The following is a 22861-nucleotide window of genomic DNA, read 5'->3' on the forward strand; positions in this document are numbered from 1 at the left end:
TGACGCAAGTCCGGATTGGCTGGCGCGGCTCAGGCCTCGCCGAGAAAACGCAAGCCCGCCCCTTCAGCATCCACGCGCATCACTTCCATCTTCAATACCGGCGCAGGGAAGGGCAAATCCTGCACCTGGCCGATCACTTCGGTGCCGACCGACAAGCTGGCCATGTCCGGGTGCTTCACGTAAACACCGCTATCGGACAGGTCACGAGTCTGCGCCAACAGCTCGCCGAAGCTGGGGTGGCTGATCTTGATCCGGCACTTCATCGGGGTACGCACCTGCTGGCGCTGGTTCGGCATGACGGCTCCGGGGGATAGGCGGGCGATGCAGCCTTTAATAACGCAAAATCGAAGCAATTCCCAACGCTCGACAGAAAAAAGGCGCCATCGAGGCGCCTTCGTTCATCATCGTGCTCAGTGGCAGTACGTCAGTACCACTTGGCCTCGCCCTCGGGGCGTTTCTTGAAGCGCTTCATGCTCCACATGTACTGGCTCGGGTAGTTACGCACGTAACGCGATACCACTTCGCTCATCGCCGCCACGCCTTCTTCGACGTTCTCGCTGTACATGCCTTCGGGGGCCGCCTCGAGGATAACCTTGTAGCCGCTGCCATCCGGCAGGCGCAGCGCATGCAGGAACACGCCGACCGCCTTGCCACCAGTGAGCATGCTCGGCACGAACTTGCTGGTCAGCGCGGTGGTGCCGAGGAAGGGTACGAAAACACCCGACGAACGGCTTGGCTCCGGGTCGGCCGGAATACCCACGGCGCCGCCTTTGCGCACTTCCTTGATGACGCTGAGGATGCCTTCCTTGGTCGACGGCGCGACGCGGTTGCCCATCTGCACGCGCTGCTGCTGGAGCAGCTCATCGACGGCCTTGAGCTTGGGCGGGCGGTAGAAAATGATTGGTTTGCACTGGTTGCAGTAAAAGTGGTTGAGCACTTCCCAGTTGCCTAGGTGGCTGGTGATGCCGACCACGCCCTTGCCGGATACCAGAGCCTGTTGCAGCACCTCCAGGCCCTCGACTTCGCGCACCAGCTTGAGCGATTTCTGCGCCGGCCAGATCCAGGCGCAGGCGCTTTCGGTCAGGGTCTTGCCGATGTCCTTGAGGCTTTGCCCGACCAGTTTGTCCAGTTCGGCCTGATTCAGCTCCGGGAAGCACTTGCTCAGGTTGATGCGCACCACGTCACGCGAACCGTTCGGCAGCTTCCACATCAGCCAGCCGATGGCATTGCCCACGGCCTGCACGGCACGCCAGGGCAGCAGTGCGAACAGACGCAGGAACCCGACCACCAGGGCGCCCTTGAGTTTTTCCACGAGAGACTCCAAGCGTTTCTGCAAAGCGCCCAGTTTAACAGGACGTTCAAAAACGTTGGTGAGGCAGGCAAGACAAGGCGTAACGGCCAGGACCAGCTCTGTCAGTAAAGGCTCGTCCGCAGCCGCCGTTGCAGATCGCGCTCGTAGGCCTCGACGTCGAATTCCTCATAGATGCAGCGGAAGATATCGCCCGCGCTCGGCAGGCTGGCGCGCTCCACCTGGCGCGATGCATCCCACAGACCGGAACGCACTGCCGCCTTGGAGCACTGGAAGTAGCAGCTGTCGATATGGATGCGCAGTACGCTGCGTGGCAGCTTGTCCTGGGCACGGCCCAGTTCCAGCAGCTCGGGGTCGAGGGATATTTCGGCACGGCCGTTGACCCGCAGACTCTCGCCCACGCCCGGAATCAGGAACAGCAGCGCCACCTGCGGGTTGAGCAGGATATTGCGCAGGCTGTCGATGCGGTTGTTGCCGGGGCGATCCGGCAGCAGCAGGGTCTGGTCATCGAGGATGTGCACGAACCCCGGCGCATCACCACGCGGCGAGCAATCCAGGCCATCCAGGCCGACGCTCGCCAGCACCACGAAGGGCGACGCCTCGATCAATGCGCGGTAGGGTTCGATCAGTCGCGGCAGCTCCTTGCGCCGCGAGCGCTCGTGGCTTTCCCCATACAGCGCCTGCAGTTGGTCCAGCGTGGTGATGGTAGTGGTCATGGCGCCCTCAGTTGCGCATAGCGATCGCAGTCAGTGGTGTGGTCCATCACCATACCCGTGGCCTGCATGAAGGCATAGCAGATGGTCGGCCCGACGAAGGTAAAGCCGAGCTTCTTCAACGCCTTGCTCATCGCTTCGGCCTCGGGCGTCACCGCCAGCATCTGGCTACGGTCGCTGAAGTGGTTGATCTTCGGCACACCGCCCACGAAAGACCAGAGCAGCGTTACCGGGTCGTCCAGCTTCAGCCAGGCCTGAGCGTTCTGCCGCACGGCCTTGAGCTTGAGGCGGTTGCGGATGATGCCGGGGTCCTGCATCAGCACTTCGATCTCTTCATCGCTCAAGCGCGCCAGACGCTCGGGGTCGAAGCCGTGCAGCACCTGGCGATAGCGCTCGCGCTTCTTCAACACGGTGATCCACGACAGGCCGGCCTGCGCGCCTTCGAGCAGCAGCATCTCGAACAGATGGCCGGCATCGCGCTGCGGCACGCCCCATTCCTCGTCGTGATAGGCCTGGTACAGCGGATCGTCGGTACACCAGAAGCAGCGCGGCATGATCGTAGGCCTCGGTTAGGGGTCGAAGCGACGACTATAGCGGCAAAATAACTGGATATAAATACAGTTTCATACGACTTGAATGATGCCGATGTGCCGTACCCTGCGGCCTGCGCCGAGTTTCGATATACTCCCCGGCTTTCCCTCGCAAGCCTCCACAGGTGATTTTTTCGTGAGCCAGACCAAGCCTGCCGTGCGCACCTTCCAGGACCTGATCCTGGCCCTGCAGAACTACTGGGCCGAGCAGGGCTGCGTGGTGCTGCAACCCTACGACATGGAAGTAGGCGCCGGCACCTTCCACACCGCCACCTTCCTGCGCGCCATCGGCCCGGAGACCTGGAACGCCGCCTACGTGCAGCCTTCGCGTCGCCCCACCGACGGCCGCTATGGCGAAAACCCCAACCGCCTGCAGCACTACTACCAGTTCCAGGTGGTCTTGAAGCCCAACCCAGAGAACTTCCAGGAGCTGTACCTGGGTTCGCTTAAGGCCATCGGCCTCGACCCGGAAGTGCATGACATCCGCTTCGTCGAAGACAACTGGGAATCGCCGACTCTCGGCGCCTGGGGTCTGGGCTGGGAAATCTGGCTCAACGGCATGGAAGTCACCCAGTTCACCTACTTCCAGCAGGTCGGTGGCATCGAGTGCTATCCGGTGACCGGCGAGATCACCTACGGCCTGGAGCGCCTGGCCATGTACCTGCAGGGCGTCGACTCGGTCTATGACCTGATCTGGACTGACGGCCCGTTCGGCACCGTGACCTACGGCGACGTGTTCCACCAGAACGAAGTGGAGCAGTCCACCTACAACTTCGAGCACGCCAACGTCGAGAAGCTGTTCGAGCTGTTCGACTTCTACGAGAGCGAAGCCAACCGCCTGATCGAGTTGGAGCTGCCGCTGCCGACCTACGAGATGGTGCTCAAGGCCTCGCACACCTTCAACCTGCTCGACGCCCGCCGCGCCATCTCGGTAACCGCGCGCCAGCAGTACATCCTTCGCGTGCGCACCCTGGCCCGCGCCGTGGCGCAAAGCTACCTGCAAGCGCGCGCCAAGCTCGGCTTCCCCATGGCCACCCCCGAACTGCGTGATGAAGTACTGGCCAAGCTGGAGGCGCAAGCATGAGTGCACACGATTTCCTGGTCGAACTGGGCACCGAAGAGCTGCCACCGAAAGCCCTGAAGAGCCTCGGTGATGCCTTCCTCGCCGGTATCGAGAAAGGCCTCAAGGGCGCCGGCCTGGGCTACACAGCCAGCCGTGTGTATGCCGCGCCGCGCCGCCTGGCAGTGCTGATCGAGCAGCTCGAAGAGCAGCAGGCCGACCGCAGCATGAACCTCGACGGCCCGCCCATCCAGGCCGCCTTCGATGCCGACGGCAACCCGACCCAGGCCGCCCTGGGCTTCGCCCGCAAGTGCGGCGTGGACATCGCCGAGATCGACCGCAGTGGCGCCAAACTGCGTTTCGCCCAGCACATCCCTGGCCAGCCGGCGGTGAACCTGTTGCCGACCATCGTGCAGGACTCGCTGAACGACCTGCCGATCCCGAAACGCATGCGTTGGGCCGCCCGTCGTGACGAATTCGTGCGTCCGACCCAGTGGCTGGTGATGCTCTTCGGTGACGCCGTAGTCGACTGCGAGATCCTCGCGCAGAAGGCTGGTCGCGTGTCCCGCGGCCATCGCTTCCATGCCAACCGCGACGTGCGCATCAGCAGCCCGGCCAACTACGCCGAAGACCTGCGCAGCGCCTATGTGCTGGCCGACTTCGCCGAACGCCGCGAGATCATCAGCCGCCGCGTCGACGAACTGGCTGCCGCCGAGAACGGCAGCGCCATCGTGCCGCCAGCGCTGCTGGATGAAGTCACCGCCCTGGTCGAATGGCCGGTGCCGCTGGTGTGCTCGTTCGAAGAACGCTTCCTCGAGGTGCCGCAGGAAGCGCTGATCAGCACCATGCAGGACAACCAGAAGTACTTCTGCCTGCTCGATGCGAACGGCAAGCTGCTGCCGCGCTTCATCACCGTGGCCAACGTCGAGTCCAAGGACCCGGCACAGATCGTCTCCGGTAACGAGAAAGTCGTGCGTCCGCGCCTGACCGACGCCGAGTTCTTCTTCAAGCAGGACAAGAAGCAGAAGCTCGAAGGCTTCAACCAGCGCCTGGCCAACGTGGTGTTCCAGGCCCAGCTGGGTTCGGTGTTCGACAAGGCCCAACGCGTCTCGGCGCTCGCCGGTTTCATCGCCCGCGAAGTCGGTGGCGACGCCCAGCGCGCCGCCCGTGCCGGCCTGCTGAGCAAGTGCGACCTGGCCACCGAGATGGTCGGCGAATTCCCCGAGATGCAGGGCATCGCCGGCTACTACTATGCGCTCAACGACGGTGAGCCGCAGGACGTCGCCCTGGCCCTGAACGAGCAGTACATGCCGCGCGGTGCCGGCGCCGAACTGCCGAGCACCCTCACCGGTGCGGCCGTGGCCGTGGCCGACAAGCTCGACACCCTGGTCGGCATCTTCGGCATCGGCATGCTGCCGACCGGCTCGAAGGACCCCTACGCTCTGCGTCGCGCCGCCCTCGGCGTGCTGCGCATCCTGATCGAGAAGGGCCTGGATCTGGACCTGGCCACTGCGGTCGACTTCGCCGTCGCCCAGTACGCCGGCAAGATCAAAACCGACGGTCTGGCAGCTCAGGTGCTGGAATTCATCTTCGACCGCCTGCGTGCGCGCTATGAAGACGAAGGCATCGAAGTCGCCGTGTACCAGGCCGTGCGTGCGGTGGGTCCGACCTCGCCACTGGACTTCGACCAGCGCGTGCAGGCCGTGCAGGCCTTCCGCAAGCTGCCGCAAGCCGCTGCCCTGGCCGCCGCCAACAAGCGCGTGTCGAACCTGCTGAGCAAGGCCGAAGGTGGCGTCGCCGCCCAGGTCGAAGCGCACTACTTCGACAACCCCAGCGAGTTCGCCCTGCACGCCGCCATCCAGCAGGCCGACCAGGCCGTACAGCCGCTGGCCGCTGCCCGCCAGTACAACGAGGCCCTGGCCAAGCTGGCCAGCCTGCGTGAGCCGGTGGACGCCTTCTTCGAGGCGGTGCTGGTCAACGCCGAAGACGCGCGCGTGCGCGCCAACCGTTATGCCCTGCTGGCCCGCCTGCGCGGGCTGTTCCTCGGCGTGGCGGACATTTCGGTACTGGGCTGACGCCAGGCGCTGGCCGCGAAGGTTTTCGCGGCCAGCGTTCGTTTCCACCTCTGCTTCTGGCGTGGCTGCATGAAACTGCTGATCCTCGACCGCGACGGTGTCATCAACCAAGACTCCGACGCCTATATCAAGACGCTCGACGAGTGGATTCCGATCCCGTCGTCGATCACCGCCATCGCACGCCTGTCGAAGGCGGGCTGGACGGTGGCCGTGGCCACCAACCAGTCCGGCATCGCCCGTGGCTATTACGACCTGGCGACCCTAGAGTCGATGCACGCGCGCCTGCGCCAGCTGGTGGCCGAGCAGGGCGGTGAAGTCGGTCTGATCGTGCATTGCCCGCACGGCCCGGATGACGGCTGCGACTGTCGCAAACCGAAACCGGGCATGCTCGAGCAGATCGCTGCGCACTACGCCACGGAACTGGCAGGAATCTGGTTCGTCGGCGATACCAGCGGTGACCTGCAGGCCGCGCTGGCCGTCGATTGTCAGCCTGTGCTGGTGAAAACCGGCAAGGGCGAGCGAACCCTGGCCAAGCCTCTGCCGCCAGGAACCCTGGTATTCGATGATCTGGCGGCTGTCGCCGATCAACTGCTCTCATAAGGTGTGAAGGTTCATGGCGCTAGTGCAGGCATTCAGAGTCACGCTTTTCTACCTGCTGCTGTCGTCCAGCTCGTTCTTCTGGTGCCTGATCAGCCTGGTGGTCGCACCGCTGCTGCCGTTCCGCCAGCGCTACCGCTTCGTCGTCCAGGCCTGGTGCAACTGCGCCGTGTGGCTGGCCAAGGTGATCGTCGGTATCCGCTATGAAGTGCGCGGCGCGGAGAACATCCCCGAGCGCCCCTGCGTGATCCTCGCCAACCACCAGAGCACCTGGGAAACCTTCTTCCTCTGCGGTTTCTTCGAGCCACTGTCGCAGGTGGTCAAGCGCGAGCTGCTGCGCGTGCCGTTCTTCGGCTGGGGCATGGCGCTGCTCAAGCCCATCGCCATCGACCGCAGCAACCCCAAGGCCGCGCTCAAGCAGTTGGCCAAGCAGGGTGATGAGCGCCTCAAGCAGGGCGCCTGGGTACTGGTATTCCCCGAAGGCACGCGGATTCCGCCGGGCCAGATCGGCAAGTTCTCCCGCGGCGGTACCGCCCTGGCGGTGAATGCCGGCCTGCCGGTGCTGCCCATCGCGCACAACGCCGGCGAGTTCTGGCCCAAGGTCGGTTGGTCCAAGCGCTCGGGAACGGTTCAGGTGATCATCGGCGCACCGATGTACGCCGAGGGCGAAGGCCCGCGTGCCATCGCCGAGCTCAACGAGCGCGCCTTCCAGTGGGTACGCCAGCAACAGACCGAACTGCGCGGCGAAGAGCCGCAACTGAGCCGGCTAGGCGAAACCGTCTGATCTGTGGATAAGCTGTGCGTCAAATGCAAGCAAAGCGCCACCATCGCTCGCATCTGGCTGATTTTCCTGGCGAATCCACTGCGCTAGGAAAATCCCGTAACAGGGTATAAGTTGTGGCTCACGCCTGACTGCTATTGGCCTTCCGGCGGCTACATGCCGCCGATAAATCCGCCTCTACCACGACGGGTTCACAGTCTCGCCCGCGGCAATGGCCGAAGATGGGACAAGAAAGGGAATTCGCTGCCATGCCGTCGATCTACCAGCTCAAACCGGCTTTCCAGAACCTGCTGCGCCCCGGCGTCGAACGCCTGCATGCTCGTGGCGTCACCGCCAACCAGGTAACCCTGACCGCGGCCGTGGTCTCCGTACTGCTCGGCGCCCTGCTCGCTGCATTCAGCCACATCACCTGGCTGTTCGCCCTGATCCCCCTGTGGATGCTGCTGCGCATGGCCTTGAATGCCGTCGACGGCATGCTCGCGCGTGAATTCGGTCAGCAGTCGAAACTTGGCGCCTACCTCAACGAACTCTGTGACGTGGTCGCCGACAGTGCCCTGTATCTGCCCTTCGCCTTGCTGGCAGGCGTCTCGCCACTGCTGGTGATCGTTGTGGTGCTGCTGGCGGTGATCAGCGAATACGCCGGCGTACTCGGGCCCATGGTCGGCGCCTCCCGGCGCTACGACGGGCCGATGGGCAAGAGCGACCGCGCCCTCTGCTTCGGCGTGATCGGCGCTGGCGTCGCCACGGGCCTGCTGCCAGCCTTGTGGATCAATCTGCTGCTGGGCCTGATCCTCGCCCTGCTGCTCTACACCCTCTACAACCGCGTTCGCCATGGCCTGGCCGAAGTGGCCTGAGCTGTCCTAAGGAATAAGGAGATTCCATGCGCCCCGTACAACTGCACACGTTCAGTACCCATGACGGCGTCGAGCTGAGCTACCGCCACTGGCCGGCGACTGCCCTCGCCGATGGTCCGCGCCAGGCCGTGGTGCTTTTTCATCGCGGGCATGAACACGGCGGGCGCATGGCCCACCTGGTGGACGAACTGGATCTGCCGCACTGCGACTTCTTCGCCTGGGATGCCCGTGGTCATGGCCTGTCGCCCGGTGCACGCGGCGACAGCCCGAGCTTCGCCACCAGCGTGCGTGACGTGCAGACCTTCATCGAGCACATCGGCAGCCAGCACGCCATCGCCGAAGAAGATCTGGCGGTGGTGGCGCAGAGCGTCGGCGCGGTGATCATCTCCACCTGGGCCCACGACTACGCACCCAAGGTGCGCTGCCTGGTGCTCGCCTCGCCGGCGTTCAAGGTCAAGCTCTATGTGCCCTTCGCACGCCCCGGTTTGAAGCTGATGCACGCCTGGCGCGGCAACTTCTTCGTCAACAGTTACGTCAAGGCGAGGTTCCTCAGCCACGATCCCGAGCGTGTCGCCTCCTTCGAGAACGACTCGCTGATCGCCCGGCCGATCTCGGTGACCATGCTGCTCGGCCTGTACGAAGCCGCTGATCGCATCGTCGCCGACGCCCAGGCGATCCAGGTGCCGACCCAGCTACTGATCTCCGGCGCCGACTTCGTAGTCCACCGCAAACCGCAGGAAGACTTCTTCGAGCGCCTTGGCAGCCTGCGCAAGGAAAAGCACCTGTTGCCGGGCTTCTTCCACGACACCCTGGGTGAACGTGACCGCGCCCACGCACTGAGCCGCGCGCGGCGCTTTATCCTGCGCAACTTCGAGGAGCCGGTCACTCGTCCCTCGCTGCTCGATGCCGACCGCCTGGGAGCCACCTGCGCCGAAGCCGAAGAGCTGGCCGCACCACTGCCGAATAACTCGCTGCGCGATCTCTACTGGCGCGCCACCCGTGCCAGCATGCGCCTGGGCAGCACGCTGTCGGCCGGGGTAAAGCTTGGCTTCGACACCGGCTTCGATTCCGGCAGCACCCTCGATTACGTCTACCGCAACCAGCCCACCGGCAAGGGCGCGCTGGGCCGCCTTATCGACCAGAACTACCTGGACTCCATCGGCTGGCGCGGCATTCGTCAGCGCAAACTGCATGCCGAAGAGCTGCTGCGCCTGGCCATGAGCAAACTGCGTGAAGCGAACAGGGCGGTGCGTATCGTCGATATTGCCGCCGGCCATGGCCGCTACATCCTCGAATCGCTGGAAGGCCAGGAACAGCGTCCCGACGCGATCCTGCTGCGCGACTACAGCGACATCAACGTGCGTGACGGCAATGCGCTGATCCAGCAGAAGGGCCTGGGCGATATCGCCCGCTTCGTCAAAGGCGATGCCTTCGACCGTGACGATCTCGCCGCGCTAGATCCCAAGCCGACCCTGGCGGTGGTCTCCGGCCTGTATGAACTGTTCGGCAGCAACCAGATGGTCAGTGATTCGCTGGCCGGCCTGGCAGCGGCGGTCGAGGAGGGCGGTTACCTGGTCTACACCGGCCAGCCCTGGCACCCGCAACTGGAGCTGATCGCCCGTGCTCTGACCAGCCACCGCGATGGCCAGGCCTGGGTCATGCGCCGGCGTAGCCAGGCAGAGATGGATCAGTTGGTCGAGGCCGCAGGCTTTCGCAAGGTGGCCCAGCGCATCGACCAATGGGGCATCTTCAGCGTGTCCCTGGCGCAACGGGTGAAGTGATGGACAGCGCGCGCGAACAGGGATTGTGGAAGCGCGGCGTACTCTGGCTGCTGGTGCTTGGCCCGCTGTTCTTCGCCAGCTACGGCTTCGCCAACTGGTTCACCGGGCAGCGCGCTGATGTCGGCAGCCTGGTCTTCACCTGGGAACCGCAGATCCCGCTGTGGCCCTGGACCATCGTGCCGTACTGGTCGATCGACCTGCTATACGGTCTGTCCTTCCTGCTGCCAGCCTGCCGCCGCGAGATGGATCGCCATGCCCTGCGCCTGCTCGCCGCGCAGGTCATCTGCGTCGCCTGCTTCCTGCTCTGGCCGCTGCGCTTTACCTTCGAGCGGCCGCCACTGGATGGCACTTTCGGCCTGATGTTCGACGTGCTGATGGGCTTCGACAAACCCTTCAACCAGGCGCCCTCGCTGCATATCACCCTGCTGGTGATCATCTGGGCGATGTTCGCCAATCACACCCGCGGGCTGTTCTGGCGCAGCCTGCTGCACGGGTGGATGGCGCTGATCGGCATCTCGGTGCTGACCACCTGGCAACACCACTTCATCGACGTGCCCACCGGGGCGCTGGCCGGCTTCTTCTGCCTGTGGCTGCTACCGCTCCAGGGCGATACGCCGCTGAAGCAGATACGCCTGGCCAGCGATCCGCGCTGTTGGCGCCTGGCACTGCGCTACGGGCTTGGCGCAACGCTATGCGCCGTGCTGGCCGTCAAGCTGGGCGGCGCCTGGCTGTGGCTGTTCTGGCCGGCGGTTGCCCTGGCGATGGTCGCGCTCAACTACCTGCTATTTGGCGCTGTCGGCTTCCAGAAGCAAGCCGACGGCTGCCTCAGTCCGGCCGCCACAGTATTGCTCGCACCCTATCTGCTCGGTGCCTGGATCAACTCGCGGCTGTGGACCTATCGCCGGCCAAAGCCCAGCCAGGTGTTCGAGGGCATCCATCTTGGCCGACTCCCTGCGCCGCACGATCTCGAAGGGTTTGCCAGCCTGGTTGACCTCTGCGCCGAACTGCCGCTGCAACGCACGCCGCCAGCCTATTACAGCCTGCCGTCGCTGGACCTGGTGGCGCCCGATGCGCTGACCTGCCAACGCGCCGCCGAGGCCATCGAACGCCTGCGCCATAACGGCCCGCTGCTGGTGTGCTGCGCCCTGGGTTATTCGCGCAGTGCCACTGCCGTCGCCGCCTGGCTGCTGCACAGTGGCCGCTGCCAAAACGTCGAGGCCGCCGTAGAACTGATTCGCCAGGCTCGGCCACAGGTCGTGCTCGGCCCGCAGCATCTGGCCGCGCTGCAATCCATGGTCGATGCACAACCGGGGCTGGAGGTCGCTCATGCAGGCTGATCTGCTGCTGGTCGCGGCACTGTTGCGACGTGGGCGCAGCCTCGATCATTGCTCCAGCGCGCTGAGTCTGGTCGCCGTGGTCTTTGGCCTGGCGCCTTGGCTGGCCCCCCCGCCAAGCCTGATCCTGGCGCTGCTCTGTGCCGCGCTGCTGATCGCCGGCCTGGCCGAAAAATACTGGGCGCTGCGCGTGGCGCTGGATGCCGAGCTGTTCCAACGCCTGGCTGAAGCCGGCGAACAGCTCGACAGCCAGACTCGTGCGCTGGATCAGGCCCTACAGAATCTGGGCCTGCAGAATGCGCAGCAGGCTGGTCGCACCTGGAGCCTTCGCTCTCAGGGCGCACTCGGCCTGCTGCGCAAACAGGCGCTGTGTCTGCTGCTACAGATCGTCATCGTCGTACTCGGGTTCTTCATCGTTTTCGCTTAAGGAGTCGCCATGCTCGCTGCATTGACCGCTTTCGCCATCACCTCGGCAGCTCGTCTGCTGACCGGCGCACGAGCCCTGTGGCTCGGCAGCACCGCGCAGGCGACGCAACGTCTGTACTACGCCAACCACAGCAGCCATGGCGATTTCGTCCTGCTCTGGGCCTCACTGCCACCGGAGCTGCGCAAGCGCACCCGGCCGGTAGCCGGCGCCGACTACTGGCAAAAGCCGGGGGTGCGCAGCTTTCTGATCAACAAGGTGTTCAACGGTGTGCTGGTTGACCGCGAGCGCAAGGAGGAAGGGGTCAACCCGCTGCAGGCGATGCTCGATGCGCTGGATGGCGGCGACTCGCTGATCATCTTCCCCGAGGGGACGCGCAACCTCGGCGACGAGCCGTTGCTGCCGTTCAAGAGCGGCCTTTATCACCTGGCTCAGGCGCGGCCGGACGTGGAGCTGGTGCCGGTGTGGATCGCCAATCTCAACCGAGTGATGCCCAAGGGCAGGGCGCTACCGCTGCCGCTGCTGTGCACCCTGAGCTTCGGTGCGGCACTGGAGCCCATCGAGGGGGAGGGCAAAGATGCCTTCCTGGAACGCGCGCGTAACGCCCTGCTGGCACTGGCACCCGAGGAGGCCTGAGATGGATAACAACACTTTGCTGCTGTTCGCCGGTATCGGTGCCCTGCTGTTGCTGGCCAGCCTGGTCGGCTTCGTCCTCAAGCGGCGCAGTGGCGATCAGCCCAACCCGGTGATCGACAACCTCAACGCGCGGATCAACGCCTGGTGGGTGATGGTGCTGGTAATCGGCATCGCCTTCCTGTTCGGCAACGTCGGCGTCGTCGTGCTGTTCTACTTCGTGTCGTTCTATGCGCTGCGCGAGTTCATGACGCTGACGCCGACCCGGCGCAGCGACTACCCGGCATTGGTAGCCGCCTTCTACTTCGCCCTGCCGATGCAATACCTGCTGATCGCCCTGGGCTGGTACGGCCTGTTTGCCATCTTCATCCCGGTCTACCTGTTCCTGCTGCTGCCGATCCTCGCCTCGCTGGGCGGCGACACCACGCGCTATCTGGAGCGCGCGGCCAAGGTGCAGTGGGGGTTGATGATCGCCGTGTACTGCATCTCTTCGGTACCAGCGCTGCTGACCCTGGACATCCCCGGCTACGAGGGGCGCAACCTGCTGCTGATCGCCTGGCTGATCATTGTCGTGCAGCTCTCCGATGTGCTGCAGTACGTCTGCGGCAAGCTGGCCGGCAAACACAAGATCGCGCCGAATCTCTCTCCGTCGAAAACCGTGGAAGGCTTTATCGGTGGCGTAGCCCTGGCCACGCTGATCGGCGCCATGCTGTGCTGGATCACGCCGTTCGCCTTCTGGCAGGCCGCACTGTTCGCCCTGCTGGTGTGCATCCTCGGCTTCGCCGGCGGTCTGGTGATGTCGGCGATCAAGCGCGACCGCGGCGTGAAAGACTGGGGCCACATGATCGAAGGCCACGGCGGCATGCTCGACCGCCTCGACTCGGTATGTTTCGCCGCACCGGTGTTCTTCCATATGGTGCGCTACTGGTGGGCCTGATCGAACACGAGCAATGTGACAGGGGATTGCACTAGAGTTAAGTAACCCCCTAGAACCAGAAGGCCGATATGGTCGCCCACACCCAGACACTGTTCGGAGCCGTCGCGCTGGTCGCCGTGATCATGGGCAGCTGTCTGATCCTGGTTGGCCAATTGCGTCATCGCGACGGCATGCTCACCACTGGGCTGGGCATGCTCTCCCATGCGCTGGCCTACATCGGCTTTACCCTGTTCGGGCTGGCCTCGATGTGGCTGACCTATGTGCTGGCCAACACCTTGCTGTCCACCGCGCTGGCGTTCTACACCGTCAGCCTGCCGCTGATCCATGGCCGCCGCCCGCCATGGCGGCTGGCCTTCGCTTTCCCGCTGCTATTGGGCGCTTTGCTCAGCCTGCTGATCCACACCGAAGAACCCCGCCAATTGGTGGCCTGCCTGCTGCTGTTCACTCAATGCCTGGTGATCCTACGTTTGAGCCTTCTCCATGCCGTGCAGGGTGGGCGCGCCCATCGCATCCTGATGATAGGTGCAGGCATCAGCCTGTTCGGCCTAGGCATTCGTGTGGTGGTCATCCTCAGCGGTGCGCCGGCGGAGATGCACTACGACGTCAGCAACCTGAAGCAGACGGTATCGGTCGCCCTCGGCGCCGCCACCATCATCATGTTCTCCTTCGGCCTGGTACTGCTGTCGCGCGAGCGCATCGAGTCGGAGCTGCGTCAGACCGCTCTGCGCGACACGCTTACCCGGCTGCCCAATCGCCTGGCGATAATCGAACGACTCACCGACGAGCTGGAGCGCGCCCGCCGCCAACACACCCCGCTGTCCATCGCCATGCTCGATCTGGATCACTTCAAACAGATCAACGACAGCCACGGCCATCTGGTCGGCGATGACGTGCTCAGGCATTGCGCGGACCATCTTCAGCAGCGCCTGCGGCGTAACGACAGCATCGGCCGCTATGGTGGTGAGGAATTCCTGCTGATCCTGCCCGGCACCGACGCCAATGGCGCGCTGGAGCTGGTCGATCAGCTACGCCAATCCCTGACCCAGCACCCGGCGCAGATTGACAGCAAGACCATTGCCCTGAGCTTTAGCGCCGGTGTTTACGGCAGCAGCAACTCCATCGCCGAGGACATCACCGGCATGCTACTCAAGGCCGACACCGCGCTCTATCGCGCCAAGCACGCTGGGCGTAATACACAGGTCCTGGCGACGGCGGACTGACAGGAGGGGCTCGGATTTACGGGCAGACCTGTGTCATGCCTGGCTACCAGCGTTCAGCGTCGCCTGACTTTCCTGCAGGCAACAAAAAACCCGCCGAAGCGGGTTTTTTAAGACCTTCCGACATCCTGTCGTTTGCCGTCCTGGCGCGGTCTGTCTTCCATGACTCGGGACATCCAGTTCCCGGTAGGTGTGTATAGATTAACCAGCCCACGGAAGCGACGGGAGAAGTCCGTTGCGCTTCGGCGTGTAAGCCTTTTGCCATAGCGATAATCGCAAAAGACCATGACTTGAGCCTGACGCTATTACTCGTCCACAAACACGCCACACAGATCGACCACGAAGCGCGCAGGTTGCGATTCGCCTGCAGCTACGACGATGAGTACCGAGTGGTTGTCGTCTCGACCAGTAACGCGCTGCACGTAGAGCGCAAGGTTTCCTTGCTTGTACGCGGGCGTTTCGCCTAGAAAATCCAGATGCTTTCTTGCGCCAGGAATCAGACCTACCAGCGCATCGGCCTGCCGTTCACCCAGTTCCCATAAATACTGGACCTGCCGATTGTCGAAGTGCACTGGTCCAAAATCTGGCGTATCCAATATTGAACTGAACACGTAGAAATCGCTTTCAACGCCATCGAATAGTTGTTTTTTAACAGGATTACTCATGATTCCTTAATAAAAACGCAGACAGATTTATTTACCCACAACAGGTGTGAAGAAATTAAATCTGCCCCCTTTCCCATTTTTACTCTTCGCTAGGGCATGCGCATTAGCGCGGTCTTTAGACGCTTCAGCAAGATCGGATCGGTGAGACACGCGTCAGGACGTAGGCCATCAAGCGCCGGCACCTGCTGCTCGACATACCATAGCCCTTCTTCTAGGCCCCTTTTCCCATAGATGACCACCGCGATGTCATCATGACCATCAAGGCGCTGGGCTAGGACGCTAGCCTTGGCATCGTTGTAATCCTCTCGGTAGAGGTCAACATAGTTGTGCCAGGTCTCGTCGCCAGGATAATCGTGCTCCAGTAGCTCCATTAGAAGGCTCCGAAGGAAATGAGGTTGGTACCAGGGTGGACAAAGGGATTTATTTACTGGCCCGCACCACCAGTGGCCGACAATAACCCTGCCCCACTTTTCCTTTTCCAAATTTTATGGAGCTAATCGTGGTCTACTCCAGTATTCGTTGCCGCGACAAATTTTACCTACATCCCCTCGCAGTAATTAGCCTCTTCTGTATAACCACCTTCATTGTCCTGAATAACTATTTTATAAACCGTATTCCATGACTCACCTTCTTGGGGTTTTGGAGGGTTTTTACTTGAAAACACATAAACGGTATCACCTATCGGAAAGTACTCTGCAAGCTCTTTATTTTTCTCCAGCGAGGTAGATGTCTGCGTCATGAAAATCATCGGCTCACCTTTATAAAAAGGCCAATCCGGCTCACCTCTCCAAATTGGAGGTTCTGACAAACAGAGAAATTTGCTTTGTAGCTTCTCAGCTAACCACTTTTTTGGATTCTTTGGCTTATCTTGCAATATCTCCAAGTAAAGACCTTCTACAAACACCTCTGCACCCACTGTAAAAATGCAAGCCTTCTTTTCTTTATTTAGAAAACCATTCAAGACATCTTCGAATTCTTCTCTTTCCATAACCTTCTCCTAAAATTTATTTACAGGGGTAATTATTTTTATCAGATCCCATCCAAGGTTTCGATAAGGGTCCATTGATGCGTGCCCCCAGGGAGTAGCCGGCTGAAGGTTCCAGCCCTCATGTGCAACTGTGCTCGACCCTGAGCGCTGCGGGATATATTGGTGATTTAGCTCAATAGGAACCGTAATGTTTCTTTCTTGGCCAACTCGACCTTTGACTCTATTCGTCAACGTATCTTTGTACCTTACTTTTACGACCATCCGTGGAGCGAGCCCCCTCCGCATTCTACTTAGGTTTCGAGGAGAGAATTTTCCAGGCGGAGAATTTTTAGCCGCGTTTTTCCAATAACTACGCCTTGAGGAACTCCAGCACTTCCACCCCCACGGATCCACCCACCCATACGGCTCCGGCGCGTACTGAAACAGGTTGATCCCACCCGCCAACCCAATCGGATCCGGGCTGATAAACCTACCGATATCCGGATCGTAGAATCTGAAGGTGTTGTAGTGCAGCCCGGTTTCGCGGTCCAGGTACTGGCCCTGGAAGCGCAGGTTCTGTTCTTCGACAAAGAAGCTTTCCTGCTGTTCGGCCAGGGTGTTGCCCCAGACCTGATAACGGGCCTGCCAGATGCAGCGGCCGTCATCTTCGGTGAGTTGCTGCGGTAAACCGTTCGGATCCGTGTGGTAGTAGCGCAAGCGGGTCGTAGCTGCTTTCGTCGTAGAGCTAAAGGCCGTGTTGGCCGTTTCGCTGAGCAGGCGCAGGCCGATCCAGGCTATGGGATAGCCATGCGCAGGTTTACCAGTCGAACATCGCGGTGTAGTTCTTCTGATCGCCGACACCGCGCAGGCAACTGGCGCTCTGAGCCAGCACTGATGGCTCCAACTGGCCCTCGATCAGTCGAATGGCCTTGTATTGCGAACGACACTCCGGCTTGCTATCCGCCACAGGGGTTACGTGCAGCACTATAACGATCGGCACATTCTGAAAAATTTCTACATGGGCCTGGCCATCCTTGCCAACACTGAAATGACAGGGCGAGGGAATTTCTAGGGCCAGTACGCTCTGGTCTGGCTTGCGCAATATGCAGGCCCGCTTGGCACCCTCCAGTATATAAATCTGCCCTGCCAGAGCTACTTGCTCCGGGTAGTTAGATCTATCTGTGGCAAGCGGTGGTGTCGATTCGGCGCATGCACAAAGACTGGTCAGCATACCGAGCATCAGTAGACGTATACGAAGGCGCTTGCTCATGTCGGATCCTTGACTTGGTAGAAAATCTGTCTCGAACAGCACTTAATCTACGCATTAATCGATTGATCTAGAAGAAAGTCTGCCTTTTCACGTTAATCAAAAATAAAAGAATAAACATTTACCCATCTATTTCTTGCTTTTGTCGCCTTTAAAATAGTTATGTTCTTCAAGCCGATATAGCTATCTTTTCCTATTTATTAGGAATTTTAAATATCTAATCCCTCTAGCCTGGGTAACTCAGAGTTTTTCATTACTAGCCATCAATTTTCCGGTGTCGAATGTTAGCCCCAGACAAAGATGAAAATTTCTTGATCATAAAGATTCCATTCTGAGAACCTCCAATCAAAAATAGCCGAAATGATGACCATCTTTATGTTCATTACTATTTACTACGGCTGTCCATCATCACGATAAATGGACATCAATAAGCGTAAACTATGCAATAGACATTAAGACTATTCTTGAATGGAGCTCACAAAGAGGTGAACCAGTCTTTAGACTTCTTAACAATTTTGCGTCGGCACTTCCCGGTCTTCATCGCTGCGTTCTTTCTGGCGCTGTTTTCCCTGGCGGTCAGTCAGATTCTGCTGCTGGAGGTCTATCCGCCCAGCCTGGATGACTATGGCATCTACATGATGCTGGGCAGCTGCGGGATATCCTTATACCTGTGTGGCGCCAACCTTCTGGTGATCCGCGGCCGTCCCTGGGCGGTCTGGTTGATCGTCGCAGCCATGGTGGTGTGCATATTGGTGGTCGTCGGACACTGGGGCAGGCGAGCGCCTGATCTGCTGTACTCCATCGGTCTGCTGCTGTCGTTGGCTACCCTCCTGACCCTCAACAGCAAGCGCTATCGCGCAATGCTAGCAGCCATGGTGGAAGTACGAGGGCAGCGCGCGGCGTGGCGTAAGCGTTTCAAGTAAGAACGCGCTATCCCAAAAAACTGAAAAGCCCCTGTCGACTCACATCGACAGGGGCTTTTCATTTAACGCCAGCTAATAGCTCTGCTAGCAGGCCATTAGAAGTCCAGGTTCGATACCGCCAGGGCGTTGGACTCGATGAAGTCGCGGCGCGGCTCCACAGCATCGCCCATCAGAGTGTTGAAGATCTGGTCGGCAGCGATGGCGTCCTCGATAGTCACCTTGAGCATGCGGCGTACTTCCGGGTCCATGGTGGTTTCCCACAGCTGATCCGGGTTCATCTCACCGAGACCTTTGTATCGCTGGATGCTGTGGCGCTTGGTGCTTTCGGTCATAAGCCAGTCCAGCGCTTCCTTGAAGGTGTTGACCGGCTTCTTGCGCTCGCCACGCTGCACGTAGGCGCCTTCTTCCAGCAGGTTGTTCAGCTGATCACCCAGGCTGGTGACAGTTTTGTAATCGTTGCTGGCGAAGAAGTCGCGGTTGAAGGTGGTGTAGCTGGAAAGACCGTGCGATCTGACTTCCACTTCCGGCAGCCACAGGTGGCGTTCGTGGTCTTCACGCAGGCTGGCACTGTAGGTCTGGCCAGACTTCTCGGTAGTCTTCAGACGTGCCGCAAAGCCTTCCAGCCAGTTCTTCATGAACGCCTGGTCCGCGAGCTGCTCCACCGAAATACGCGGCAGATAGACGAAGTGCTCTGTGATGTCCTTGGAGTAGACGCGCGACAGGCGATCAAGGGTCTTCATCACGCCACGGTAGTCGCCGACCAGTTTCTCCAACGCACTGCCAGAAAGACCTGGAGCGTTCTCGTTGACGTGCAGGCTGGCGTCTTCCAGGGCCGACTGAGTCATGTATTCATCCATGGCCTCGTCGTCCTTGATGTACTGCTCCTGCTTGCCTTTCTTCACCTTGTACAGCGGCGGCTGAGCGATATAGATGTAGCCACGCTCGACCAGCTCCGGCAGCTGACGGAAGAAGAAGGTCAGCAGCAGGGTACGGATGTGCGAACCGTCGACGTCAGCATCGGTCATGATGATGATGTTGTGGTAACGCAGCTTGTCGATGTTGTACTCCTCACGACCGATACCGCAGCCGAGTGCAGTGATCAGCGTGCCGACTTCCTGCGAGGAAATCATGCGATCGAAGCGTGCACGTTCGACGTTGAGGATCTTGCCCTTGAGCGGCAGGATAGCCTGGGTCTTGCGGTTACGGCCCTGCTTGGCAGAACCGCCCGCGGAGTCACCCTCCACGATGTAGAGTTCGGACAGCGCCGGGTCTTTTTCCTGGCAGTCGGCCAGCTTGCCGGGCAGGCCGGCGATGTCCAGCGCACCTTTACGGCGAGTCATTTCACGGGCTTTACGAGCCGCTTCGCGGGCACGTGCAGCATCGATCATCTTGCCGACCACGGCCTTGGCTTCGTTGGGGTTCTCCAGCAGGAAGTCGGAGAAGTACTTGCCCATCTCCTGCTCGACTGCGGTTTTCACCTCACTCGATACCAGTTTGTCTTTGGTCTGCGAGCTGAATTTCGGGTCCGGCACCTTGACCGAGATGATCGCAGTCAGGCCTTCACGGGCATCGTCACCAGTGGTGGAAACCTTGAACTTCTTCGCCAGGCCTTCGGCCTCGATGTAGTTGTTCAGGTGGCGGGTGAGGGCGGAGCGGAAGCCGGCAAGGTGAGTACCACCGTCGCGCTGTGGAATGTTGTTGGTGAAACAGAGCAGGTTCTCGTTGAAGCTGTCGTTCCACTGCAGGGCTACTTCGACACCCACGCCGTCTTCTTCGCGCTGGATGTTGAAGTGGAACACCTGGTTGACTACGGTCTTGTTGGTGTTTAGGTACTCGACGAAGGCTTTCAGACCACCCTCGTACTTGAACAGCTCTTCCTTGCCGGTGCGCTCGTCACGCAGCAGGATGCCTACGCCGGAGTTGAGGAAGGACAGCTCACGCAGACGCTTGGCCAGAATGTCCCAGCTGAAGTGAATGTTGGCGAAGGTCTCTTCGGACGGCTTGAAGTGGATCTGCGTGCCGGTACCGTCGGTATCACCAACAGCGGCGAGAGGCGCTTGTGGTACGCCATGCACATAGGTCTGTTCCCAGATCTTGCCGCTACGACGGATGGTCAGCACCAGCTCCTTGGAGAGGGCATTGACCACCGAGACACCCACGCCATGCAGGCCGCCGGATACCTTGTAGCTGTTGTCGTCGAATTTACCGCCGGCGTGCAGCACGGTCATGATGACCTCGGCCGCCGAGACGCCTTCTTCCTTGTGCATGTCGACCGGGATACCACGGCCGTTGTCACGCACGCTGATCGACTCATCCGGGTGGATGGTGATGGTGATTTCGCTGCAATAGCCTGCCAGCGCTTCGTCGATCGAGTTATCGACCACCTCGAACACCATGTGGTGCAGACCACTACCATCGTCAGTGTCACCGATGTACATCCCGGGACGTTTGCGTACGGCGTCCAGTCCTTTCAGCACCTTGATGCTGGAGGAGTCGTACGTTTGGTTCTCGCTCATGCCTTCACTCCCGATGGTCTTGGGTCTGGGTGATACGGCCATGTTCCACGTGGAACATGGCAACCGGCGTATCCGTCTGCCAGCCTTCCCTCAACAATTCATGATCTACACAGGTGATGAACACCTGGCAGCGCAAATCTTCCAGCAACCGGCACAATGCCTGGCGATGCTGCTCATCCAGTTCCGACGGTAGGTCGTCCACCAGATAGATACATTGGCCACGCTTGGCTTCATTGACCAAGTGACCCTGGGCGATGCGTAACGCGCAAACGACCAGTTTCTGTTGTCCTCGCGACAGGATTTCTGCCGCGTTGTGCCCCGCAAGCCGAAGACGCAAATCAGCTCTCTGCGGCCCAGCCTGGGTATGCCCGAGTTGCTGGTCGCGGAGGAGGGAGGTAGCGAGCACCTCGCTCAGCTCACGATCCTTGTCCCACCCGCGGTAGTAACTCAGGGTCAGCCCTTCCAGCTCCAGCAGCTCGGCCAGTGTCTGTTCGAACACTGGCTTCAAGGCCTGAATGTAAGCACGTCGATAGGTGTCGATTTCCTCACTGGCGCTGCATAGCTCGCGGTCCCACGCGGCCTGCGAAGCACCGTCAAGTGTACCATGGCGCAGCCACGAGTTCCGCTGCCGCAGGGCTTTCTGCAGGCGTTGCCAGGCACCGAGAAAGCGATGTTCCACGTGGAACACACCCCAGTCGAGAAACTGCCGGCGAATCTTCGGTGCGCCTTCAAGCAGGCGAAAACTATCGGGGTTGATCACCTGCAGTGGTAGTAGCTCAGCCAGCTGCGCAGCACTGCGAGCGTTCTGCCCATCGATACGAATCTGCAGCTCGCCCTGACGGTCGCGAGAGATGCCCAGATTACTGGAGCCGCCTTCGGCCAACTGCACCTGACCGAAAATGGTACAGGCAGGTTGTTCGTAATGAATGACCGGCTGCAGTCGTGTGCTGCGGAAGGAGCGGGCGAGGCCAAGCAGATGGATCGCCTCAAGCAGGCTGGTCTTGCCGCTGCCGTTGGCGCCGTGAAGGATATTGATGCGGGAGGAGGGAGAGAGGGTCACCGGGTGCAGGTTGCGCACCGCGGTGACCGTGATACGGCTCAGGGACATTAAAGACGCATCGGCATGACAACGTAGGCAGAGTCGTCGTTATCGGCTTCCTGCAGCAGGGCACTGCTGTTGGAGTCGGAGAGAATCAGGCGGACCTGCTCGGTGCCCATCACGCCCAACACATCCAGCAGATAGCTGACGTTGAAACCAATCTCCAGACCGCTGCCCGAATAGTCGATAACGATCTCTTCCTCGGCCTCTTCCTGCTCCGGGTTGTTGGCCTGAATTTTCAGCAGACCAGAAGCCAGGGTCAGGCGAATGCCGCGGTACTTCTCGTTGGACAGAATCGCGGTGCGGCTGAAGGCTTCGCGCAGGCCCTGACGATCCGCCAGCACCAGCTTGTCGCCACCGCGCGGCAGCACGCGCTCGTAATCCGGGAATTTGCCGTCCACCAGCTTCGAAGTGAAAGTGAACTCACCGGTGTTGGCACGGATGTGGTGCTGCCCAAGAACGATGGCGACTTCGGCGTCTTGCTCGGTCAGCAGGCGAGCCAGCTCGAGAATACCTTTACGCGGCACGATGACTTGGTGCTTGCCTTCCTGCTGGATGGCAGCCTCCATAGAGCACATGGCCAGACGGTGGCCGTCGGTAGCGACTGCACGCAGCAGGCCGCTCTGCACTTCCAGAAGCATGCCGTTGAGGTAGTAGCGCACATCCTGCTGGGCCATGGCGAAGCTGGTCCGTTCGACCAGGCGACGCAGCTTGGCTTGCGGCAAGTTGAAGGTCAGCGAACCTGGACCTTCCTCAACGGTGGGGAAGTCGTTGGCTGGCAGTGTCGACAGGGTGAAGCGACTGCGACCGGCCTTGACCAGCAACTTCTGGTCATCGACACGAATGTCGATCATCGCGTCGCTTGGCAGGCTCTTGCAGATGTCCATCAGCTTGCGCGCCGGCACGGTGATTTCACCCGGCTCGGCCGCGTCTTCCAGCGTGACGCGGCCAACCAGTTCGACCTCGAGGTCGGTACCGGTGAGCGACAACTGCTGGCCTTCGACCACCAGCAGGACGTTGGACAGAACCGGCAGCGTCTGGCGTCGTTCCACGACACCGGCGACCAGTTGCAGGGGTTTCAACAGGGCTTCGCGTTGAATAGTGAAATGCATGGTCTAG

The 22861-nt window shown here is 60.8% G+C and carries 23 protein-coding genes and 1 pseudogene; 12 read left to right on the top strand and 12 right to left on the bottom strand.

The features are described from left to right. Nucleotides 1-29: 29 nt before the first annotated feature. The 4 genes from CDO35_RS12395 to CDO35_RS12410 form a co-directional block, all read right to left on the bottom strand. A complete protein-coding gene (locus tag CDO35_RS12395) occupies nucleotides 30-296 on the bottom strand; it encodes a PilZ domain-containing protein (RefSeq protein WP_017676293.1) in 267 nt (88 codons plus the stop codon). 128 nt (nucleotides 297-424) lie between these two features. Continuing rightward, a complete protein-coding gene (locus CDO35_RS12400) occupies nucleotides 425-1312 on the bottom strand; it encodes a lysophospholipid acyltransferase (protein ID WP_099525033.1) in 888 nt (295 codons plus the stop codon). A 101-nt stretch (nucleotides 1313-1413) separates the two neighbouring features. Further along, on the bottom strand, nucleotides 1414-2025 hold the full coding sequence (locus CDO35_RS12405) for a pyridoxamine 5'-phosphate oxidase family protein (RefSeq protein WP_099525034.1): 612 nt from the start codon (nucleotides 2023-2025) through the stop codon (nucleotides 1414-1416). Next, entirely contained in the window at nucleotides 2022-2576 is a 555-nt protein-coding gene (locus CDO35_RS12410) for a DNA-3-methyladenine glycosylase I (protein ID WP_079785066.1), read from the bottom strand. Before CDO35_RS12410 ends, CDO35_RS12405 begins: the two co-directional genes overlap by 4 nt. A gap of 172 nt (nucleotides 2577-2748) precedes the next feature. Here CDO35_RS12410 and glyQ point away from each other — a divergent pair, with 172 nt between their 5' ends. The 11 genes from glyQ to CDO35_RS12465 all read left to right on the top strand — a co-directional run bounded on the left by glyQ (nucleotide 2749) and on the right by CDO35_RS12465 (nucleotide 14308). Further along, complete coding sequence (glyQ, locus tag CDO35_RS12415) at nucleotides 2749-3696, top strand: glycine--tRNA ligase subunit alpha (RefSeq protein WP_059391132.1); 948 nt, start codon at nucleotides 2749-2751, stop codon at nucleotides 3694-3696. Continuing rightward, nucleotides 3693-5747, top strand: a complete 2055-nt coding sequence (glyS, locus tag CDO35_RS12420) for a glycine--tRNA ligase subunit beta (protein WP_099525035.1) — start codon at nucleotides 3693-3695, stop codon at nucleotides 5745-5747. Before glyQ ends, glyS begins: the two co-directional genes overlap by 4 nt. Nucleotides 5748-5816: 69 nt before the next feature. Next, nucleotides 5817-6347 carry a D-glycero-beta-D-manno-heptose 1,7-bisphosphate 7-phosphatase gene (gene gmhB / locus CDO35_RS12425; protein ID WP_099525036.1) on the top strand — a complete coding sequence of 177 codons (531 nt, stop codon included), beginning with the start codon at nucleotides 5817-5819 and terminating at the stop codon, nucleotides 6345-6347. Between the two features lie 13 nt (nucleotides 6348-6360). After that, nucleotides 6361-7128: a lysophospholipid acyltransferase family protein gene (locus tag CDO35_RS12430; protein ID WP_099525037.1), complete on the top strand. Its 768-nt coding sequence runs from the start codon at nucleotides 6361-6363 to the stop codon at nucleotides 7126-7128. 245 nt (nucleotides 7129-7373) lie between these two features. Next, nucleotides 7374-7979 (top strand): CDP-alcohol phosphatidyltransferase family protein, encoded by a 606-nt coding sequence (locus CDO35_RS12435; protein ID WP_099525038.1) that lies wholly within the window; start codon nucleotides 7374-7376, stop codon nucleotides 7977-7979. Between the two features lie 26 nt (nucleotides 7980-8005). Beyond that, nucleotides 8006-9760 carry a bifunctional alpha/beta hydrolase/class I SAM-dependent methyltransferase gene (locus CDO35_RS12440; RefSeq protein WP_099525039.1) on the top strand — a complete coding sequence of 585 codons (1755 nt, stop codon included), beginning with the start codon at nucleotides 8006-8008 and terminating at the stop codon, nucleotides 9758-9760. Beyond that, nucleotides 9760-11097 carry a phosphatase PAP2/dual specificity phosphatase family protein gene (locus CDO35_RS12445; protein WP_208019958.1) on the top strand — a complete coding sequence of 446 codons (1338 nt, stop codon included), beginning with the start codon at nucleotides 9760-9762 and terminating at the stop codon, nucleotides 11095-11097. Before CDO35_RS12440 ends, CDO35_RS12445 begins: the two co-directional genes overlap by 1 nt. Then, the gene (locus CDO35_RS12450) at nucleotides 11087-11521 is read left to right on the top strand and encodes a hypothetical protein (RefSeq protein ID WP_099525040.1); all 435 of its coding nucleotides are present in this window, start codon (nucleotides 11087-11089) and stop codon (nucleotides 11519-11521) included. Before CDO35_RS12445 ends, CDO35_RS12450 begins: the two co-directional genes overlap by 11 nt. A 9-nt stretch (nucleotides 11522-11530) precedes the next feature. Next, on the top strand, nucleotides 11531-12154 hold the full coding sequence (locus tag CDO35_RS12455; RefSeq protein WP_074938679.1) for a lysophospholipid acyltransferase family protein: 624 nt from the start codon (nucleotides 11531-11533) through the stop codon (nucleotides 12152-12154). Between the two features lies 1 nt (nucleotide 12155). After that, nucleotides 12156-13088: a phosphatidate cytidylyltransferase gene (locus CDO35_RS12460; protein ID WP_099525041.1), complete on the top strand. Its 933-nt coding sequence runs from the start codon at nucleotides 12156-12158 to the stop codon at nucleotides 13086-13088. A 68-nt stretch (nucleotides 13089-13156) separates the two neighbouring features. Beyond that, nucleotides 13157-14308, top strand: coding sequence for a GGDEF domain-containing protein (locus CDO35_RS12465; protein ID WP_099525042.1), 1152 nt, complete (start codon nucleotides 13157-13159; stop codon nucleotides 14306-14308). A 302-nt stretch (nucleotides 14309-14610) separates the two neighbouring features. Here CDO35_RS12465 and CDO35_RS12470 read toward each other — a convergent pair whose 3' ends face one another. The 5 genes and pseudogenes from CDO35_RS12470 to CDO35_RS12490 form a co-directional block, all read right to left on the bottom strand. Then, nucleotides 14611-14970, bottom strand: a complete 360-nt coding sequence (locus CDO35_RS12470; RefSeq protein WP_099525043.1) for a hypothetical protein — start codon at nucleotides 14968-14970, stop codon at nucleotides 14611-14613. 89 nt (nucleotides 14971-15059) lie between these two features. Further along, nucleotides 15060-15341, bottom strand: a complete 282-nt coding sequence (locus tag CDO35_RS12475; protein WP_099525044.1) for a hypothetical protein — start codon at nucleotides 15339-15341, stop codon at nucleotides 15060-15062. Nucleotides 15342-15508: 167 nt separating this feature from the next. After that, nucleotides 15509-15958 carry a hypothetical protein gene (locus CDO35_RS12480; protein WP_099525045.1) on the bottom strand — a complete coding sequence of 150 codons (450 nt, stop codon included), beginning with the start codon at nucleotides 15956-15958 and terminating at the stop codon, nucleotides 15509-15511. A gap of 9 nt (nucleotides 15959-15967) precedes the next feature. Beyond that, nucleotides 15968-16657: pseudogene (locus tag CDO35_RS22965) on the bottom strand (RHS repeat domain-containing protein); the annotation flags it as partial. A 97-nt stretch (nucleotides 16658-16754) separates the two neighbouring features. Further along, a complete protein-coding gene (locus tag CDO35_RS12490) occupies nucleotides 16755-17207 on the bottom strand; it encodes a hypothetical protein (RefSeq protein WP_099525046.1) in 453 nt (150 codons plus the stop codon). 482 nt (nucleotides 17208-17689) lie between these two features. On the opposite strand from CDO35_RS12490, the gene CDO35_RS12495 reads away from it, so the two are divergent. Next, the gene (locus tag CDO35_RS12495) at nucleotides 17690-18127 is read left to right on the top strand and encodes a hypothetical protein (RefSeq protein WP_099525047.1); all 438 of its coding nucleotides are present in this window, start codon (nucleotides 17690-17692) and stop codon (nucleotides 18125-18127) included. A 95-nt stretch (nucleotides 18128-18222) separates the two neighbouring features. Here the strand turns inward: CDO35_RS12495 and gyrB are convergent, their stop codons facing one another. Genes gyrB through dnaN form a run of 3 tightly spaced genes read right to left on the bottom strand, consistent with a single transcriptional unit; the run spans nucleotide 18223 to nucleotide 22854 of the window. Next, nucleotides 18223-20643 carry a DNA topoisomerase (ATP-hydrolyzing) subunit B gene (gene gyrB / locus CDO35_RS12500; RefSeq protein ID WP_099525048.1) on the bottom strand — a complete coding sequence of 807 codons (2421 nt, stop codon included), beginning with the start codon at nucleotides 20641-20643 and terminating at the stop codon, nucleotides 18223-18225. A gap of 4 nt (nucleotides 20644-20647) precedes the next feature. Next, nucleotides 20648-21751 carry a DNA replication/repair protein RecF gene (gene recF, locus CDO35_RS12505; protein ID WP_099525049.1) on the bottom strand — a complete coding sequence of 368 codons (1104 nt, stop codon included), beginning with the start codon at nucleotides 21749-21751 and terminating at the stop codon, nucleotides 20648-20650. Continuing rightward, complete coding sequence (gene dnaN, locus CDO35_RS12510) at nucleotides 21751-22854, bottom strand: DNA polymerase III subunit beta (RefSeq protein ID WP_099525050.1); 1104 nt, start codon at nucleotides 22852-22854, stop codon at nucleotides 21751-21753. Before dnaN ends, recF begins: the two co-directional genes overlap by 1 nt. Nucleotides 22855-22861 lie beyond the last annotated feature (7 nt).

It is taken from the genome of Pseudomonas sediminis (assembly GCF_002741105.1).
Classification (GTDB): Bacteria; Pseudomonadota; Gammaproteobacteria; order Pseudomonadales; family Pseudomonadaceae; genus Aquipseudomonas; species Aquipseudomonas sediminis.

Bases quoted from the DNA above. Each gene is read 5' to 3' on its own strand.
- CDO35_RS12395 (WP_017676293.1), bottom strand. From the start codon at position 296: ATGCCGAACCAGCGCCAGCAGGTGCGTACCCCGATGAAGTGCCGGATC.
- CDO35_RS12405 (WP_099525034.1), bottom strand. From the start codon at position 2,025: ATGACCACTACCATCACCACGCTGGACCAACTGCAGGCGCTGTATGGG.
- CDO35_RS12410 (WP_079785066.1), bottom strand. From the start codon at position 2,576: ATGCCGCGCTGCTTCTGGTGTACCGACGATCCGCTGTACCAGGCCTAT.
- glyS (WP_099525035.1), top strand. From the start codon at position 3,693: ATGAGTGCACACGATTTCCTGGTCGAACTGGGCACCGAAGAGCTGCCA.
- gmhB (WP_099525036.1), top strand. From the start codon at position 5,817: ATGAAACTGCTGATCCTCGACCGCGACGGTGTCATCAACCAAGACTCC.
- CDO35_RS12430 (WP_099525037.1), top strand. From the start codon at position 6,361: ATGGCGCTAGTGCAGGCATTCAGAGTCACGCTTTTCTACCTGCTGCTG.
- CDO35_RS12435 (WP_099525038.1), top strand. From the start codon at position 7,374: ATGCCGTCGATCTACCAGCTCAAACCGGCTTTCCAGAACCTGCTGCGC.
- CDO35_RS12440 (WP_099525039.1), top strand. From the start codon at position 8,006: ATGCGCCCCGTACAACTGCACACGTTCAGTACCCATGACGGCGTCGAG.
- CDO35_RS12445 (WP_208019958.1), top strand. From the start codon at position 9,760: ATGGACAGCGCGCGCGAACAGGGATTGTGGAAGCGCGGCGTACTCTGG.
- CDO35_RS12450 (WP_099525040.1), top strand. From the start codon at position 11,087: ATGCAGGCTGATCTGCTGCTGGTCGCGGCACTGTTGCGACGTGGGCGC.
- CDO35_RS12455 (WP_074938679.1), top strand. From the start codon at position 11,531: ATGCTCGCTGCATTGACCGCTTTCGCCATCACCTCGGCAGCTCGTCTG.
- CDO35_RS12460 (WP_099525041.1), top strand. From the start codon at position 12,156: ATGGATAACAACACTTTGCTGCTGTTCGCCGGTATCGGTGCCCTGCTG.
- CDO35_RS12465 (WP_099525042.1), top strand. From the start codon at position 13,157: ATGGTCGCCCACACCCAGACACTGTTCGGAGCCGTCGCGCTGGTCGCC.
- CDO35_RS12470 (WP_099525043.1), bottom strand. From the start codon at position 14,970: ATGAGTAATCCTGTTAAAAAACAACTATTCGATGGCGTTGAAAGCGAT.
- CDO35_RS12475 (WP_099525044.1), bottom strand. From the start codon at position 15,341: ATGGAGCTACTGGAGCACGATTATCCTGGCGACGAGACCTGGCACAAC.
- CDO35_RS12480 (WP_099525045.1), bottom strand. From the start codon at position 15,958: ATGGAAAGAGAAGAATTCGAAGATGTCTTGAATGGTTTTCTAAATAAA.
- CDO35_RS12490 (WP_099525046.1), bottom strand. From the start codon at position 17,207: ATGAGCAAGCGCCTTCGTATACGTCTACTGATGCTCGGTATGCTGACC.
- gyrB (WP_099525048.1), bottom strand. From the start codon at position 20,643: ATGAGCGAGAACCAAACGTACGACTCCTCCAGCATCAAGGTGCTGAAA.
- recF (WP_099525049.1), bottom strand. From the start codon at position 21,751: ATGTCCCTGAGCCGTATCACGGTCACCGCGGTGCGCAACCTGCACCCG.
- dnaN (WP_099525050.1), bottom strand. From the start codon at position 22,854: ATGCATTTCACTATTCAACGCGAAGCCCTGTTGAAACCCCTGCAACTG.